This is a genomic window from Campylobacter sp. CNRCH_2007_0968H (assembly GCF_025773245.1).
GTDB classification, from domain to species: Bacteria; Campylobacterota; Campylobacteria; order Campylobacterales; family Campylobacteraceae; genus Campylobacter_D; species Campylobacter_D lari_D.
This window is the reverse complement of record NZ_JAKMTQ010000007.1, coordinates 1-17,614: the sequence shown is the minus strand read 5'-3', so window position 1 is coordinate 17,614 and position 17,614 is coordinate 1. Positions and strand designations below refer to the sequence as shown.

20 protein-coding genes are annotated in these 17,614 nt (G+C 29.1%); 7 read left to right on the top strand and 13 right to left on the bottom strand.

Translation table 11 applies throughout. The annotated features are described in order from the left end of the window. Nucleotides 1–258 precede the first annotated feature (258 nt). The 11 genes from L8Y18_RS05030 to L8Y18_RS04980 form a co-directional block, all read right to left on the bottom strand. Nucleotides 259–729, bottom strand: a complete 471-nt coding sequence (locus tag L8Y18_RS05030; protein WP_263676418.1) for a hemerythrin family protein — start codon at nt 727–729, stop codon at nt 259–261. A gap of 174 nt (nt 730–903) precedes the next feature. Then, entirely contained in the window at nt 904–1,323 is a 420-nt protein-coding gene (locus L8Y18_RS05025) for a hemerythrin domain-containing protein (protein WP_263676389.1), read from the bottom strand. Between the two features lie 76 nt (nt 1,324–1,399). Next, nucleotides 1,400–2,614, bottom strand: a complete 1,215-nt coding sequence (locus L8Y18_RS05020; protein ID WP_263660298.1) for an MFS transporter — start codon at nt 2,612–2,614, stop codon at nt 1,400–1,402. 2 nt (nt 2,615–2,616) lie between these two features. Further along, nucleotides 2,617–3,414, bottom strand: a complete 798-nt coding sequence (locus tag L8Y18_RS05015; RefSeq protein ID WP_375154872.1) for a cysteine ABC transporter substrate-binding protein — start codon at nt 3,412–3,414, stop codon at nt 2,617–2,619. Nucleotides 3,415–3,522: 108 nt separating this feature from the next. Continuing rightward, nucleotides 3,523–4,260 carry an amino acid ABC transporter ATP-binding protein gene (locus L8Y18_RS05010; protein ID WP_133318954.1) on the bottom strand — a complete coding sequence of 246 codons (738 nt, stop codon included), beginning with the start codon at nt 4,258–4,260 and terminating at the stop codon, nt 3,523–3,525. Between the two features lies 1 nt (nt 4,261). Next, nucleotides 4,262–4,921, bottom strand: coding sequence for an amino acid ABC transporter permease (locus L8Y18_RS05005; protein WP_133318955.1), 660 nt, complete (start codon nt 4,919–4,921; stop codon nt 4,262–4,264). Continuing rightward, entirely contained in the window at nt 4,914–5,561 is a 648-nt protein-coding gene (locus L8Y18_RS05000; RefSeq protein ID WP_133318956.1) for an amino acid ABC transporter permease, read from the bottom strand. The genes L8Y18_RS05005 and L8Y18_RS05000 overlap by 8 nt, the downstream gene beginning before the upstream one ends. Nucleotides 5,562–5,605: 44 nt before the next feature. Further along, nucleotides 5,606–6,208, bottom strand: coding sequence for a Crp/Fnr family transcriptional regulator (locus L8Y18_RS04995; RefSeq protein WP_263664709.1), 603 nt, complete (start codon nt 6,206–6,208; stop codon nt 5,606–5,608). Next, entirely contained in the window at nt 6,201–8,024 is a 1,824-nt protein-coding gene (gene recG, locus L8Y18_RS04990; protein ID WP_263676388.1) for an ATP-dependent DNA helicase RecG, read from the bottom strand. The genes L8Y18_RS04995 and recG overlap by 8 nt, the downstream gene beginning before the upstream one ends. Next, a complete protein-coding gene (locus tag L8Y18_RS04985; RefSeq protein ID WP_263662410.1) occupies nt 8,014–9,234 on the bottom strand; it encodes a M16 family metallopeptidase in 1,221 nt (406 codons plus the stop codon). The genes recG and L8Y18_RS04985 overlap by 11 nt, the downstream gene beginning before the upstream one ends. Continuing rightward, entirely contained in the window at nt 9,234–10,280 is a 1,047-nt protein-coding gene (locus L8Y18_RS04980; protein WP_133318960.1) for a dehypoxanthine futalosine cyclase, read from the bottom strand. The genes L8Y18_RS04985 and L8Y18_RS04980 overlap by 1 nt, the downstream gene beginning before the upstream one ends. Nucleotides 10,281–10,385: 105 nt before the next feature. Between L8Y18_RS04980 and L8Y18_RS04975 the strand changes: the two genes are divergently transcribed. After that, a complete protein-coding gene (locus L8Y18_RS04975; RefSeq protein ID WP_133318961.1) occupies nt 10,386–11,579 on the top strand; it encodes an MFS transporter in 1,194 nt (397 codons plus the stop codon). On the opposite strand, the gene L8Y18_RS04970 is transcribed toward L8Y18_RS04975, so the two are convergent. Both L8Y18_RS04970 and L8Y18_RS04965 read right to left on the bottom strand, forming a co-directional pair. After that, the gene (locus L8Y18_RS04970; RefSeq protein ID WP_318529830.1) at nt 11,576–12,367 is read right to left on the bottom strand and encodes a protein-glutamate O-methyltransferase CheR; all 792 of its coding nucleotides are present in this window, start codon (nt 12,365–12,367) and stop codon (nt 11,576–11,578) included. The genes L8Y18_RS04975 and L8Y18_RS04970 overlap by 4 nt on opposite strands. A 1-nt stretch (nt 12,368) precedes the next feature. Continuing rightward, nucleotides 12,369–12,920 carry a CheB methylesterase domain-containing protein gene (locus L8Y18_RS04965; protein ID WP_133318963.1) on the bottom strand — a complete coding sequence of 184 codons (552 nt, stop codon included), beginning with the start codon at nt 12,918–12,920 and terminating at the stop codon, nt 12,369–12,371. A gap of 143 nt (nt 12,921–13,063) precedes the next feature. Between L8Y18_RS04965 and rpiB the strand changes: the two genes are divergently transcribed. The 6 genes from rpiB to ychF are packed head-to-tail and all read left to right on the top strand — an operon-like array spanning nt 13,064 to nt 17,506. Further along, a complete protein-coding gene (gene rpiB / locus L8Y18_RS04960; RefSeq protein WP_133318964.1) occupies nt 13,064–13,501 on the top strand; it encodes a ribose 5-phosphate isomerase B in 438 nt (145 codons plus the stop codon). Further along, nucleotides 13,498–13,830 (top strand): hypothetical protein, encoded by a 333-nt coding sequence (locus L8Y18_RS04955; protein ID WP_133318965.1) that lies wholly within the window; start codon nt 13,498–13,500, stop codon nt 13,828–13,830. The genes rpiB and L8Y18_RS04955 overlap by 4 nt, the downstream gene beginning before the upstream one ends. Beyond that, complete coding sequence (apt, locus tag L8Y18_RS04950; RefSeq protein ID WP_412175234.1) at nt 13,827–14,366, top strand: adenine phosphoribosyltransferase; 540 nt, start codon at nt 13,827–13,829, stop codon at nt 14,364–14,366. Before L8Y18_RS04955 ends, apt begins: the two co-directional genes overlap by 4 nt. 1 nt (nt 14,367) lies before the next feature. Further along, complete coding sequence (locus tag L8Y18_RS04945) at nt 14,368–14,961, top strand: DedA family protein (RefSeq protein WP_263662408.1); 594 nt, start codon at nt 14,368–14,370, stop codon at nt 14,959–14,961. Further along, nucleotides 14,958–16,409 carry a leucyl aminopeptidase gene (locus L8Y18_RS04940; RefSeq protein ID WP_263662407.1) on the top strand — a complete coding sequence of 484 codons (1,452 nt, stop codon included), beginning with the start codon at nt 14,958–14,960 and terminating at the stop codon, nt 16,407–16,409. Before L8Y18_RS04945 ends, L8Y18_RS04940 begins: the two co-directional genes overlap by 4 nt. Further along, a complete protein-coding gene (gene ychF, locus L8Y18_RS04935) occupies nt 16,406–17,506 on the top strand; it encodes a redox-regulated ATPase YchF (RefSeq protein ID WP_263664711.1) in 1,101 nt (366 codons plus the stop codon). The genes L8Y18_RS04940 and ychF overlap by 4 nt, the downstream gene beginning before the upstream one ends. Nucleotides 17,507–17,614 lie beyond the last annotated feature (108 nt).

Below are 17,614 nucleotides of genomic sequence, written 5' to 3'. Positions count from 1 at the left end.
TAATGCTATTGATATACAAATAGTAATTGCAATAAAAAATTTATTATTTATAAATTTTAATAAATTTAACAAAAAATAGTTTAGCGGACGGTAGTTTATGTTGCTTCAAACTATAAATTCTACTACAACATACCTCGGAAAAAGATAATGAATTAATAAACTACTATGTTAGATATACTATTTAACTTAAAAATCAACTAGATAACTTTCTATGTATTTGATTTTAATTTCAACTTTTTTGAGCATTTGCTGCACTTATTAAGATATATTTAAATAATTTATTTTCATATGTAAATCATAATTCACTTTATGGATAATACCAATACAATCACATGTATACTCAAATATTTCTTCGCTTTTTATCATCTCGTTTTGTTTTGATAAATTTTGATTAGATGAATTTTGAACATAATCTCTTATTTTCATATCATGTATACTAAAATGATTAAAAAACCATGATGATACTATATTATAAAGTTCATTTTTAAGTTCATTAGTACTACAACACTCATATAATAGACTTTTCATAGATTTTACAATATTTTTATGCATTATTATATGCTCATCTAAATATGGATATTTAATTTCTCTCATATATTCCTCTTCATCATCAAAATGATTTTTCATATATGAAAATAACTCCATTAATACTTTTTTTAATTCTGTTTTATAAATATGTCTATTTGAAAGTCTAAAAACTTCTAAAGTTAAAGCAAAAAAATCTCTGATGCTGTAAATCTATTTTTTCATTGCCTAAACAATATTCATCACTCCAAGAGGGAAAATTACTTACCATATACCCCCGCCGATTAAATCAATCGAATATTTTACTGACAAATTTTACAATCATACTTAGCACCATTAAAAATTTTAAGATGCATATTATGTGAAATTTTATATTTTTTATTTAAGCATCCACAAGTATAGAAAACATATTCTTTTTTTCTTAAAATTAGCATATTTTATATCTTCCTCTAAAATATGCTTAATAATATTATCATCTATAAAATCACTAAATTTTGTTTTAAATTCATTTATGTTTGATGTGTTTTTAACTAAAGAAGCTAATGAAGACATAATTTTTTTATGCTCTTTCATATGTATATCGATATATGGGGAAGCAATCCTTTTCATATATTTTTCTTCATATTTTGCATGATCTTTAAGTTGTTTTAAAAATTCAATCGAAAGCATTCTAACTTCATTAATATTTACATGATTATTTTTTATAAAATAAATTTCTTTAGCTAAATCAAATAAGCTTTTATGTTGTATATCAATAATACTATTCCAAGCGGTATATTTTTGAGTCCATATTTTCATATATAATATTCCTTATTTTGTAGTATATATATAATAGTATTATCTATAAAATAAATATTAAAAAATATATATATAATTATTTAATAAGAAATTTATTTAAAAAACAACTTAGCAAACTAGCAATAATTATAAAAATAATATAAATATAAAAATACTCCTTATATACAAAATTAACAATAAAAGGGGTTATAAAACCCAAAATCGCATAAGAAATATTATAAGCAAAAGAAAGACCACTCGATCTTAACTCTGTGGTAAAAATTTGAGTCATAAAAATAGGAGCAAAAGCTATAATACCTTGTGCAAAACAAGCAAGCAAATAAAATAACAAAAACCACTCATTATAAAAGCTAAAACTAATGCCAAAAATTCCAAAAAGCAAAGTAAAAATAAAACAAATTTTAAAATGTCCTAAAAAATCTGCTAAATATCCTTGTGCTAAACTTCCTAGTATGATCATCACTATGGCCAAATTTTGATATAACAAAGCAGTAGTTTTGCTAACTCCTAATAAGCTTTCAAAATATTGTGGCAGTATCATTAAAGTAGCCACCCCACTTGTTAAAACCACAGTAAGTAAAGCGCATATTAACATACTTTTTTTATGTGTTTTTAAAGCCTGCAAAAGTGGGAAATTTAAAATTTTTTCTTTTGCTTTTATATTTTTAAAAGCTGGTGTTTCATTCAATTTCGTGCGTAAAAATAAAGCCAATATACCAAAAAATCCTCCTATAAAAAAAGGAATTCTCCAAGCAAAGCTTTCTACTTCTTCTTTATCAAAATACGCATATATAGTCAAAGTCGCTAAATTTCCAAGCAATAAACCTAAAGTCAAAGTCGCTGAAATAAAACCAAGTGCCAAACCAAGTCTTTTTTTACTCACAAATTCACTCACAAAAATCCAAGCACCACTAACTTCAGCTCCTATGGCTAATCCTTGGGCTATCCTAATAACAAAAAGCATAAAAGTAGCCAAAAGCCCTATACTTTCATAAGTAGGTAAAAAGGCCAAAACAAAACTTGGTACAACCATTAAAAGCATGCTAATATAAAAAACATTCTTACGCCCTTTTATATCTGCAAAATGCGCTAAAACAACAGCACCAAAAGGTCTGGCTAAATACCCTGCCCCAAAGGCTACATAAGTATAGATTAATGGCCAAAAATCATCATTTTGAGGAAAGAAAATTTTTGCAAAAACACTTGCAAAGAAGATAAATAAAACAAAATCATAAAATTCTAAAATACCACCTAAGGAAGCATAGATGGTATTTTTAAAAGCTTTTTGCATTATTAAATTTTGCCACCTTCAATTACTACATCATCAGCTTTTATATCATCACTAAAAAACGGTTTTAAAGTTTCATCATAAGCTTTGTGGAAAAATTGTTCATTTTGTAATTTTAAAATCAAATCATTGATAAAATTTAACATAGCTTCGTCACCTTTTTTTACAGCAGGAGCTATAACATCATGATTTCCAAGTTCTTTAATCACTACTTCAAAATTTGGATTTTCTTTAGCCCAGGCAAAAAGCAATGCATTATCATGACTTAACGCATCACCTCTTTTACCAATTAAAGCTGCAAAAGTTTCTGTATTTTGATCAAATTTAATCGTTTTAATATCTGGCATATTTTTTGTAAAATACGCATCAGCTGTTGTGCCTTTATTTAAAATTAAAGTTTTATTTTTTAAATCATCTAAAGTTTCAATATCTGATCCTTTAGGAGCCACCACCCCAAGAGCAACTTTCATATAAGGTAATGCAAAATCAACCACAGCTTCTCTTTCTGGGGTTTTTGTAAAATTTGCTAAGATTAAATCTACTTTATTTGATTCTAAAAATTCTACTCTATTTGCTGCTTCAACAAGTACAAATTGCACTTTAGATTCATCTCCTAAAAGCTCTTTTGCTATGCGTTTAGCAAAATATACATCATAGCCTTGATTTTTCCCTTGTGCATCTAGGTAACCAAACGGAGGTTTATCGCCAAATACACCTATGCGGATTACACCTTGCTGTTTGATTTTCTCTATGGAATTTTCATTAGAGCTTGAATTTGAGCATGCACTAAAAAAAAGTGCCATCAAAAATGATAAAAGAAAAATTTTTTTCATGTTTTATCCTTATGATTAAAAATTTAAATTTTTAAACCTTATATTATTTTTTTAAATAAATATTTTAAAAAAATAAAATTAACGATGAAAATCAAACAAATTGAGAAATTTTTTCGCACGATCTGTCTTTGGATTTTCAAAAAATTCATCAGGATTTGAAATTTCTACTATTTTACCATCATCCATAAAAACTATTTTATCAGCAACTGCTCTTGCAAAACCCATTTCATGTGTAACTATAAGCATAGTCATACCATCTTTTGCTAAATTTAAAATCACATCTAAAACTTCACGCACGATTTCAGGATCAAGCGCTGCTGTAACTTCATCAAAAAGCATGATTTCAGGGTTCATACAAAGGCTTCTAACTATGGCTATGCGTTGCTTTTGTCCACCGCTTAATTCTTTAGGATAAGCTTTTATTTTATGCAAAAGTCCTACTCTATCAAGCCAGTATTTTGCTTCTTCTAAAACCTCTTCTTTTTTTCTTTTTTGCACCTTTAAAGGTCCTAAAAGTATATTTTGCTCAACATTTAAATGATCAAAAAGCTCATAAGATTGAAACACCATACCTATTTTTTGACGAATTTGAGTCCATTTTTTATAATTTTTATCAATTTTCTCATCATCTACTAAAATAGCTCCATCAGCCATTTCTTCTAAGCCATTAATACATCTTAAAAGTGTAGATTTCCCACAACCACTTGGACCTAGTATAACCACTACTTCTTTTTGATTTACTTCTAAATTAATATCTTTTAAAACATGATGATCATCATAATATTTTTGTAAATTTTGTATTTTTAAAATGCTCATATTAGCTCCATTTTTTCTCTAAAAACTTTGAATATACTGACAAAGGATAACAAAGTATAAAATAAATCAATAAAATCAAACCATAAATCACAAAAGCCGCGTAAGAATTTTGAAATAAATTAAGCTCAATCACTTGTTGACCTACTTTAATAAGCTCTATACCGCCGATTAGATAAATCACTGAAGTGCTTTTAATAATTCTTGTAAAAAGATTAATACTCATTGGCAATAATCTTCTCAAAGATAAAGGTATAATGATAAAAAGATAAACTTCGAATTTATTAAAACCTAGTGAAAGTCCTGACTCATACTGATGTTTTGGTATACTTGCTAAAGATGATCTAACCAAATCCATCATCTCAAATACACCCCAAATACTAAAAACAATAATACTTGAACCCAAAGCACTCAAATGCCATCCAAACCATTTCGCCAAGCCAAAATGCACTATAAAAAGCCAAACAATCAAAGGCATAATACGCACAAACTCAAGCATAAAACGACAAAAAACATAAAGGAATTTGTTTTTAGAATGCATTAAAATTCCAAAAAATACTCCTCCTATGAGTGAAATCAAAACACTAATCAATGAAAGCTCTAAAGTAACCTTTAAACCTTGCGCTAGTCTAAAAAAGGTATCTTGATTTAAAATTTCAAACATAATTTAACCTTTTTTCTATACGGTTTAACACTAAAGATAAAGGTAAAATCAAGATCAAATAACAAAGCACCAAAGCAAATAATGCTTCGTTGCTTTTATAATAAAGCCCTATAAGATCTTTAGCCACATATACTAAATCTGCTAAAGCAATAATGCTTACTACTGAAGTTTCTTTAAGTAAAAAAATGATATTTGCACTAATGCTTGGCATAGCTATACCCAAAGCTTGAGGCATAATAATATAACGGAAATTTTGCCATTTACTCAAACCCAAAGAAAGTCCTGATTCATATTGTTGTTTTTTAACCGCTTCCATACCCGCTCTTAAACTTTCAGCCATATAAGAACCACCTAAAAAACTAAGTCCTATCACAGCACAAGCAAAAGAGCTAAGTTGAATTCCAAATTCAGGTAAAGCATAATATAAAAAGAAAAGTTGGATTAGCAAAGGTGTGTTTCTTGAAAATTCTATATAAATTTTACAAATTGTGTTTAAAAAGGAAAATTTAAAATAACTCACTCCCACACAAAATAAACCTACTAAAAATGAAAAAAACACCCCATAAATAGCAAGTTTTAATGTAAGCCAAGAAGCTTGTATAAACATAGGGCTAAACTTGACTAAAAAATCAAAATCCATGAAACCATCCATACTTTAAAATATAATATTGTAACAAATAAGACTTAAAAAGACTTAATTAAATTTTGCATTTTTTCTTTATTTAAAATTACTATTTTACCTTTATTTGTGCAAATAAGCTCATTTTGTTTTAATTCTTTTAAAAAACGCGACAAAGATTCTGGGGGTAAATTTAAAATCACAGCGATTTCTTTTTGTTTTAAATTTTGTAGCTTTTCTTCATTTTCTAGTAAAAAGCTGACTAATCTTGACTTTAAATCCAAAGATTTTTGTCTGATAAAATTTTCTAAAATTCGAATTTTACCGATTAAAGAAGTCAAAAGTAAAAAACTAAATTCTCCATTTTCTAAGCATAATTTTTTAAATTCATTAAAATCAAAAACACAAATTTCACAATCTTGCTCACAAATTGCATTGGCTGGGTAATCAATACCCTCAAACACAGGCATTTCAGCTATAAAATTCACCGGAGTTAGAGCGTGTAGTGTTAGCTCAAAACCTTTTGCATTCACCTTGTATATACGCACTTTTCCACTTAGTAAAATGTAAATTTTATTTGCTTTTTCACCTTGAAAAAATAAAATATTTCCTTTCTTAAAATACTTCTTTTCGCCCTTTGAAATCAAAATTTCAAAATGTTTATCCATTTTTTTCTTCCATATTTTTAATACTTTCTTTTGCTTTTAAAACCAGCTCTTCATCATCTGCAAAATCAAAAAATTTAAAGTGATTTCCATGTTGCACTCTACCATCTAGCAAATCCCCACTTAACCTGTTTTTTAAATCAAGCTCAGCTATTTTAAACCCATCTAAAGTTTTAGCAAATTCAAGCAAACGACTTGGAATTTCTTTTTGCTTAGTATATAAATAACAAAAGCTCTCAAGCCCTACTCTACCTACCCTACCTCGAAGCTGATGTAAGGTAGCAAGCCCAAGTCTTTCAGCCCCAACAACTACAATCACGCTTAATCTTGGTAAAGAAATTCCCACTTCAACCACAGTCGTAGAAAGTAAAATCGTGCCTTTTTCTCTAAATTCTTGCAAAATTTGATCTTTATTTTTATCTTTTCCATGAGTCACATAAACATTTTTGTATTTGTTTATCCAATACCCTTGTGCTTGTTCTAGCGATAAATAATCTATATTTTCACTTTCATTTACCAAAGGATAAATGATGATCACTTGATGATTTTTAGCTAGTTCATCGTCGATTTTTTTAAGCAAATATTTAAAATCTTTATCTTGTATGCAAAAAGTTTTAATGTCTTTTTTAAAAGGCATTTGTTTAATAAAACTAAAATTTACAAGCTCACTTTGTATCATAGAAAGTGTTCTTGGTATAGGTGTAGCAGAAAATTGCACGATATGTGGAGCATATTGAGAGTTTTTACTAAGCTCACTTATTTTTTGTCTTTGATTAGAGCCAAAGCGATGTTGCTCATCTATCATCACTAAAACTGCTTCAAATTCTTCTTGATGAATGAGCGCATGTGTACCTATGATAAAATGGGCTTGTTCTTTTAATTTTGCTAAATCTTTATCTTTTTTACCACCCTTTAAAAGCAATACATTAACAAAATCAGGCAAAAGTCTTTTTGCTTCATGATAAATTTGCTCTGCTAATATACTAGTTGGAGCCATTAAAATAGCCTTTTTAGGATATACTAGCAAACTTGCAGCAAGTATGACCAAAGTCTTACCACAACCCACATCACCCATCACCACACGCCTTTTAGCGACTTTATTTTGCAAATCTTTTTTAATATCTTCTATTGCTAAAAACTGATCATTTGTAGGGCTAAATTCTAAACCCTTAAGCCAAGAGCTTATATCAAAAAGTTCTATTTCATAAGCATTTTGTGATATTTTTTTACCCTTTAAACGCCTTAAATGATTAAAAATTTCTATATATTTTAAGTCTTTAACTATGGCATTAAAATTTTCATAAAGAATTAAATCATCATAATTGTGTAAATTCAAAAGTAAATTGATATATTTTTGTTCTAAATTTAGCGCTTTTAAATTAGCTTCATTGACATATTTTAAAATAAGTTTTTTTATGCTTTCATCTTTAATAGAACTAATTTGGTATTTAGGGACTATTTGACCTATATTTTTTACTATTTTTGGGTTTATAAACTGCCAAATTCCATTAAAAAAATTCATCTTTGCATGGATACAAATTAAAGCATTATGTTTAAAAATTTTAAAATGCCACTTATTAGGATGAAAAATTACTATATTTGCTTTTATACCCCATTCTAAACATTCACAAAGTATAAAAAGTTGGGAGTGATGATTTTGTGCGCTAATAATTTTTACATTTTGAGTGCAAAATGTATCTTTTGGAAACTTTGAAATTCTAAAATCATCAAATTTTTTAGGTAAAATCAAAGCCAAATCGATACAATTTTTAACCCCTAAAGCATGAAGTAGTTTTAAGTCCTTTTCTTCAACTTTCATTTTCTATGCTTGCAAAACTCACTTTGGTAATTTCACTATGTGCTTTGATAAAGTCATTTAACTCATCTAAATTAGTGTTTTTAATCTTTTGCATTTCTTCTTTTAAATTTCCAAGTTTTAAACCATGCAAATATTCATTTAGCATTATATCTAGTCTTTTAGCCAAGTTTTCATACCTTAAAGGCATAGAGCCTACTAAAAATTGTTTAGCTAGTTGAAATTCTTTTTCATTGACTCCATTTTGGACAAAGTTTTCAAAAACTTCCTTAACTAAAGCTTTAGCCTCATTAGAACTTTCATTTTTAGTTTGCAAATACCCAAAAACTCTACTATAATTTAAATTTACATCAAGCATAGCATATGCTGAATACGCCAAGCCTCTTTTTACACGCACTTCTTCCATCAAACGCGAACCAAAACCACCTTGACCTAAAATAAACAAAGCAAGTTTAGCTAAATACATTTTCTCATCATTAATTTGTATATTAAATGGAGAGCAAAAGTATATATAAGCTTGCTCAGTGCTTTTTTGCTCACTTACTTCTATACTCTCATCAACGAGCTTGTAGCTTTTGTTTTGATTTGGGGCATTTCTTTTTAGAATTTGGCAAATTTTTTCTACTTTAATCTTTACTTCATCTTCTTTAATATCTCCACCAAAAACAAATAAAGCATTATCAAGTACTAAATTTTCACTCATAAAATCTTGTAATTCTTTTAAACTAATCTTTTCTATGCTTTCTTTAGTCCCATCAAGACCACTAGCAAAAATTTCATCTTTAAAAACATTCTTATTCAAAAGTCTTTTTGCTTGATAATCATAATCAGTATTTAAACTTGCAAGTTCACCCAAAGCTAAAGTTTTTAATCTTTGTAAAATTTTTTCTTCAAAACGCACACTTAAAAACAATTCTTGTAATTTTTCTAAAGCAAAATCAAAATGTTCTTTCAAGCATTTAATACTAATTTGAAAATGTTCAAAACTAGCCTTAGCATAAAGCTCTATAGCACGGTATTCTAAGCTTTTAAAAAACTCATCATTACTTCCTTCATTTAAAAGCCTAGCAAGCATACTTGCACAACCTCTATTGTGTTTTTCTGCTATTTTTCCACTATTTTTAAAAATGAGCTTAAAAAATACTACAGGAAGCTCATTTTCATACTCATATATTATGTCTATTTTAGTTTCATTAAAGTCTAAATTTAACATTAAAACCTTTCTAAAATATTATAAGCTGTATCGCGTTTGGCAGGTAATTCCCCTATATCTTTAATAAGTTCTATCATTTGTTCTTGATTCATTCTATATTTTGCACCAGCTGCGGCTACAACATTTTCTTCCATCATAGTTGAACCTAAATCATTTGCACCAAATTTTAAAGCAAGTTGGCCTATTAAAGAGCCTTGCGTTACCCATGAACTTTGTAAATTTTTAAAATTATCCAAATATAATCTTGCCAAAGCTAGCAATCTTAAATATCTATTAGAGCTTTGCTTGATGATTTCAGGATGTTTTTTGATCAAAGGGGTATTTTCACTTTGAAATGACCATAAAATAAAAGCTCTAAAGCCATTTGTTTTATCTTGCAAATTTCTTAAATGATCAAAATGTTCGATGATTTCCTCATCATTTTCAACCGTACCAAACATCATTGTAGCAGTACTTTTCATACCTATATTATGCGCACTCTCATGTACCCTAAGCCAAGTAGCCGTGTCGCATTTATGTGGCGCTATAATATCTCTCACCCTATCGCTTAATACTTCAGCACCCGCTCCAGGTATAGAAAAAAGTCCTTTGACTTGTAATCTTTTTAAAACCTCTTCTATAGAAATTTTAGAAACTCTTGCTATATAAGCTATCTCTACTGCTGAAAAACCATGCACGGTAATCGTTGGATAATTAGTTTTTATATAAGAAAGCAAATCTTCGTACCATTCTATTTTAAGTTTTGGATGTACCCCGCCTTGAAATAAAATTTGCGTTCCACCTATGGCTTGCAATTCTTCTATTTTTTGCCCTATTTCTTCGTATTTTAAAATATAAGAATCATCATCTTTTTCTTTTCTACAAAAAGCACAAAAATCACAATCAATACAGCAAATATTTGTATAATTTATATTTCTATCTACCACAAAAGTAGTTATTTTTTCAGGATGAAGCTCTAATTTTCTCTCATAAGCCATTGCACCTAGTTCATATAAAGGTGCATTTTGGAGCAAATTTAACGCTTCTTTTTTACTTAATCTACTCATTCTTAAACCTTTTTATAAAAAAGGATTATTATAACATTTAAATGTAAAATAATCTTAAAGACGATATAATCAAGCCCTTTAATTTCATATATTCATAGGATACTCATGACTTATAGGTCTTTACTTAAAAATAATAAAACTTTTCGCCTTTTAGCAATAGTACAATTTATAAGTTATTTTGGTGCGTGGTTTTCTCAAGTAGGTGTTTTTACCCTTTTAACTAAAGAACTCGGTGCACCTGCAAATATCATAGGTTTTTCAGCTATTTTTGTTTTTTTACCTTCTATTATACTTGCACCTATAAATGGAGTTATAGTGGATAGATTTAAACCTAAAAATTTATTGCTAACAATGATTAGCATTGAGATGATTTCTATTTTTATGTTAATTTTTGTAAATTCTTTAGCCATGCTTTGGTTGTTATACTTTTTAACCTTTGTTCGTATGGCAGTTGCAAGTATGTATTTTCAAACAGAAATGTCGGTTTTACCTAAAATTTTAACCCCACAAGAATTAAAACTAGGCAATGAGCTTCATAGTATCATATGGGCTGTATCATATGCTTTGGGTATGGGTGCAGCAGGGCTTTTTATAGATCTTTTTGGAGTAAAGCCAGCCTTTATAGCTGATACTTTAATGCTATTTTGTGCTATGCTTATACTCAAAACTTTGATTTTACCTAATGAAAAAAATACCACACAAAATAATCTTTTTATATTAATCAAAGAAGGCTTAGTTTATGTATTTAATAATAAAAAAATCATTCATTTGATTTTACTTCATGGGGTTGTAGGGATAACTGCTTATGATGTTTTAATCACTCTTTTAGCAGAATATGAATACGCAAAAGTTATTTCCATACCTCTAGCCATAGGGCTTTCTAATGCCATAAGAGCCATATCTTTACTTATAGGCCCTTATGTGCTTAGTCCTTATATTAATAAAAACACTTTGGTATATTTATACTTAGCGCAAGGTGTAGGTATAATGCTTTGGGCTTGCTTGCAATTTAACTTTTATCTTGCTTTTGTAGGCTTGGTAATGGCTGGTTTTTGCACTTCATCTTTATGGAGCTATACCTATACACTTTTACAAAATGATTGCGACAAAAGATATTATGGCAGAGTGATTGCTTACAATGATATGGTATATTTAACCTTTAGTGCAATCATTGCTTTTTCAACAGGATATTTATTTGAATTTTATGGAATAAAACTAAGTCATTTTACTTTTGGCTTAGGAGTATGTTTTATCTTTGCAGCAATTTATTGGTGGTGGTTTAATAAAAAATATAATTAATCCACCTTAGAATAATAAACTCCACCTGCTGAAAAGTTTTTTTCAAAATAAGCTGTTTCAGGCACAAGATCTGACTTTCCTGGGTAAATTCTACCTTCTTTATTCAATATCCTATAAAAACGCTCCATAAGTCTTATTTTAAAATCTTGATCAAAATATATCATCATATTTCTTGAAAAAATCACATCAAATTTTCCAAATTTAAATAAAGAATCATCAAAGACATTACAAAGATCAAAACGGCATCTACAAGCTAGGGTTTCTTTTTTAAGATGATACATTCTATCTTTTACATCAAAATAACGCGTTTTTTGCATAGTGTTTAATCTAGATACTGAACGCTCTGAATAAATCATTTCATTGCATTTATCTATCATTTTTTTATTAATATCTATACCAACTATATTCATACCTTTAACAAAATTCTCACTTGCTAAAATAGCTAAAGAATACACTTCTTCGCCGCTTGAACATGGAGCACAAAGCACATTTACAGGGCGATCAAGAGATTTTATATAAAAAATCACATCTTTTAATTGCTCTAATTCTCTAAAAAAATAAGTCTCACAAACTGTAATAAAATCCATAGTTTCTTGTTTTAAATTTCTTTGAAACTGCACTTTTTCATTTAATTCACTAAGACTGCTCAAGCCTAATTCTTGTAAAAATTTAGGAAGTTTAATAGATAATATATCCTTTTTCGCATTTAAGTTATTTCCACTTATTTGCTCTACGATTTTTACAAAATCATTCATTTCATTTTCTGTAATCTTTATCATCTTTTTTATCCTACGATTTGATGAAATTTGTTATTTCTTTTTTGAGTTCTATTAAACTCATAGGTTTTAAATTTGGATTAGTATCTCTGGCTTTTTTTGGCATACCATATACTATAGAATCTGCCTCATTTTCGCACAAACACCTTACTCCTGCTTTATAAAGTTCAAACAAAGACTTAGCACCATCATCGCCCATTCCTGTCATAATCAAAGCTAAAATTTTATGATATTTGCAAAGATTAACAGCAGAATTAAATAGCACATCAATCCCTGGATTAAAACTACTAGTTTCGTCTGTAGTATTTAATGTTAAGGTATTGTTGCCACTTAAAATCATATTTCTTTGACAAATATAAATTTTATTTTTCAAAACTTCCTTATCACTTGGTATAATCACCTCGCTTAATGCTTCTTTGTTAAATTGATTTACAAAAGAAGGAATAAACGCAGGATTCATATGCTGAGCAATCACTACTGCACAATCTTTCAATTCTACATCATTTAGTAAAAACTTTAGTTGGCTTGGGCCACCTGTTGAAGAACCAATTAGAATAAGCTTCATTTTTTACCTTAAATAATTATTGTTATTATATCAAATAAATATTTGAAAACATAAAAAAATAATTATATATAAGAAAGAAAAATTTTAATTAAATATGATAAAATTAATACTTTAAATTTCAAAAATGATAAAGTGAATGTTAAATGTTAAGAGAAAAAATTTATATTGCAAGTGATCATGCTGGTTTTATTTTAAAGCAAGAAATTACTAAATTTTTACAAGAAAAAAATATTACTTTTGAAGACTTAGGTCCTTTTAGTGAGGATCGTTGTGATTATCCTGATTATGCACATTTATTAAGCTCTAAAATAAACGAAAAAAGTTTTGGAATTTTAGTGTGCGGATCAGGAATTGGTATGAGTATAGCAGCAAATCGTCATAAAAATATACGCTGTGCTTTGTGTAATGAATCTTTAAGTGCTAAACTTTCAAGAGAACATAATGATGCAAATGTTTTAGCACTAGGAGCTAGATTAATAGGGGTTGATATGGCTTTTGAAATTATCTCAAATTTTATCAACACTTCTTTTAGCGGCGGAAGACATTGCGCAAGAATTAGCAAAATAGAGGAAAGATTATGATCTTAAGTTGGCTTGTATTAACTGTATTAATTTGTATTAGTATTTATATGACTATTATGCTACTTTATTATAAAACCCTGCTTCATAAAGAAAAAGTAGCAAAAGAATTTATAAAAAACAACCTTGATGATACTGAAATTGTTATTAGAAAACTACAAGTACAACTTCAAAGAAGTTTGGGTAATATTGATATTTTAACTGAAGAATTAAACAAAAGTAAAGCAGACTTAACCTCTCTTAGAACAAGAAATTCACAATATCGTATTGAAAATGAAAAACTAAGACAAAGAATCAAAGAATTAGAAGCAAAAATAGAGGCATTATTATGATAAAAGAGCAAGATAAAAAATATTTACTAGATAGCATTAGAGCTATTAAGGACTTTCCAAAAGAAGGGATTGTTTTTAGAGATATTACTACTTTATTAAACAACAAAGAAGCATTTGCGTTTTTAATGGATCATTTAGTTGAAAAATATCAAAACGCAAAGCTTGATTATATCGTTGGTATAGAAAGTAGAGGTTTTATTTTTGGAGCTGCCTTGAGCGCTAGTTTAAGACTTCCTTTTGTACCTATAAGAAAACCTGGAAAGCTACCTTCAAAATGCTTACAAGAATCTTATAGTTTAGAATATGGCAGTGATACTATAGAAATTCATATCGATGCTTTTAATAATCAAAAAGCAAATGTTTTACTTATAGATGATCTTATCGCTACAGGTGGCACAGCTATCGCTGCTGTGAAACTTATAGAAAAACTCAATGCAAAATGTGTTGAAGCTTGTTTTTTACTAGAGTTAAAAGATCTAGATGGTGCTAAAGAATTAGCTAAATTAACTTCTGTTTATAGTGTTTTAGAGGTATAAAATGGAAGAATTTTTAAAACAACTTTTGTATGATTATAAAAATTGGGCTTATATTATTGTGTTTTTATGGTGCATACTTGAAGGAGAACTTGCACTTATTTTAGCAGGTATTTTTGCACATGAAGGCCATGTAAATTTAGGACTTATTATCTTTATAGCAGGCTTAGGTGGCTTTGTAGGCGATCAAATATACTTTTATATAGGAAGATATAACAAAAAATACATTCAGAAAAGACTTCGCACCCAAAGGCGTAAATTTGCCATAGCACATTTACTTTTACAGCGTTTTGGTTGGCCTATTATCTTCATACAAAGATATATGTATGGTTTTAGAACTATTATACCTATGAGTATAGGATTAACTCGCTATAGTGCTAAAAAATTTGCGTTTATTAATCTTATTAGTGCGTGGGCTTGGGCTGCTATAACTATTTTACTTGCATGGTTTTTTGGAAAAGAAATTTGGCTTGCAGTAGAATGGGCTGGAAATCATTGGTATTTTGCAGTGCCAATTATTGCTGGCTTTTTATTAGCTTTATTTTTAGGAATGAAACAAATAGAAAAATCAATACTTACAAGAAGGACTCGCAAATGACTTTTAATTTTATAGAAGAAAATATCGGCTCTATAAATGCTGATTTTGAAATCATTTTAATACAAGATAAAAAAATAGAACAATACACTCAAAGTCAAGAACTTTTCAAGCTTTCAAGCTATAAAGGTGAAGGAATTTGCATAGATATGCAAAATAAAATTCTTTACAGTGAACTTAAAAGCTTAGAATATGAAGATATAAGGCTTGCTTTTGCAAATGCATACAAAGCTTTAAAAAAACTTGAAATTCGAAGCGTAAAAACAAAAAGTGTCATAGGAAAATGTGTAGTAAATAGCTTTAATGCTATGATTCAAGGATTTACTTTTGGTGCTTATGAATTTAACAAATACAAAAAAGAAAAAACACCAAGCAAATTAGAAAATATCTTCATTGCAAAAGATGAAATTAATAATAAAACATACAACCTAGAAGAGGCTTGCATAGGTATAAACTATGGTCAAATTTTTTCAAATGCTTGTGATTTTGCAAAAAATATCGTTAATGAAATCCCACAAATTTACACTCCTGCCAAAATGGCCGAAGATGCGCTTGAACTGAGCCAAAATAATTCTAATATTTCATGTAAAATTTATGAAAGCGATTTCTTAGAGCAAGAAAAAATGCAAGCATTTTTAGCAGTAAATCGTGCTTCAATTCATCCCCCAAAACTCATTCATCTTTCTTATAAACCACAAAATCCAAAAATGAAAGTAGTGTTTGTAGGTAAAGGGCTAACTTATGATAGTGGTGGACTTAGTTTAAAACCTGCTGATTACATGCTAACGATGAAATCAGATAAAAGCGGTGGTGCGGCTGCAATGGCTATTATCAAAGGTGCAAGTGAGTTAAACCTTGATATAGAAGTTCATTCTATCATCGGCGCAACTGAAAACATGATAGGCGGAAATGCTTATAAACCTGATGATGTGCTTATTTCAAGAGAAGGTGTGAGTATAGAGGTTAGAAATACCGACGCAGAAGGAAGATTAGTTTTAGCAGATTGTCTTTCACTTGCTCAAGATCTAAAACCTGATTTATTAATAGATCTTGCTACTTTAACTGGAGCTTGCGTAGTAGGACTTGGAGAATACACAAGTGCCATCATGGGAAATAATGAAGATTTGCAAAATGAATTTTATAAAATAAGTAAAAAAAGTGGAGATTTAGCTACTATTTTACATTTTAATCCGCACTTAAAAGAGCTTATAAAATCAAACATAGCAGATGTTAGTAATACCTCTTCAAGTCGTTATGGCGGAGCCATTACTGCGGGATTATTTTTAAATTCTTTCATTAGAGAAGAATACAAAGACAAATGGCTACATTTAGACATTGCAGGACCAGCTTATTTAGAAAAAGCTTGGGGTTATCATAATTTTGGTGCAACCGGAGCAGGTGTTAGAATGTGCCTTTCATATTTACTTTATCTTTCAAGGAAACAAAAATGAGTTTATCAGTTGGTATAGTAGGACTTCCAAATGTTGGAAAATCTACCACTTTTAACGCTCTAACAAGAGCACAAAATGCTGAAAGTGCAAACTATCCATTTTGCACCATAGAACCAAACAAAGCAGTGGTACCTGTGCCTGATCATCGCTTAAAAGAACTAGCAAAAATTGTTAATCCACAAAAAATTATACGCTCAAATATAGAATTTGTTGATATAGCAGGCTTAGTAGCAGGAGCTAGCAAAGGTGAGGGTTTGGGTAATAAATTTTTATCTAACATACGCGAAACAGAGATGATTTTACATATTGTGCGTTGTTTTGATGATGAAAATATCACCCATGTTGCGGGCAGTGTTGATCCTGTGCGTGATGTACAAATCATAGAAACAGAACTTATACTAGCAGATATAGAACAACTTAGCAAAAAAATAGAAAAACTCACTAAAGGTGCAAAGGCCAATGAAAAAGGCGCAAAAGAAACCTTGGCATTAGCTAATGAACTTTTAGAGCATTTAAATCAAAATAATAGCGCAAGTTCTTTTGCTAATAAAAATGAAATCTATCATGCTCTTATAAAAGAACTAAGATTGCTTTCAGCTAAAGAAGTGATATATGGAGCAAATGTAGATGAGAATTCACTTTTAGAAGATAATGAATTTGTAAAAGATCTTAAAGAATTTGCAGCAAAATCAGGCCATGAAGTAATCAAACTTTGCTCTAAAATAGAAGAAGAAATGATAGCTTTAAGCGATGAAGAAAATTATGAATTTTTAAAATCTTTAGGTATAGAAAGTAGCGGACTTGAAGTAGTTATACGCACAGCATTTTCAAAGCTAAACTTGATTAGCTATTTTACAGCAGGTCAAGTAGAAGTTAGATCATGGACTATACAAAGAGGTTGGAAAGCACCAAAAGCAGCAAGCGTGATCCATAATGACTTTGAAAAAGGTTTTATCAAAGCTGAAGTAATTTCTTATGAGGATTATATCGCTTGCAAAGGCGAAAGTGGTGCTAAAGAAGCAGGAAAACTACGCCTTGAAGGGAAAGATTATATCGTACAAGATGGCGATGTAATGCATTTTAGATTTAATGTTTAATTTCAATTGCAAGCTAAAACAGCTTGCAATCTCAAAAATACACCCCTCCACTTAAATATAATTTCATTCTATGCTCATCATCGTATTTATATTGATGTAATGCTCTAA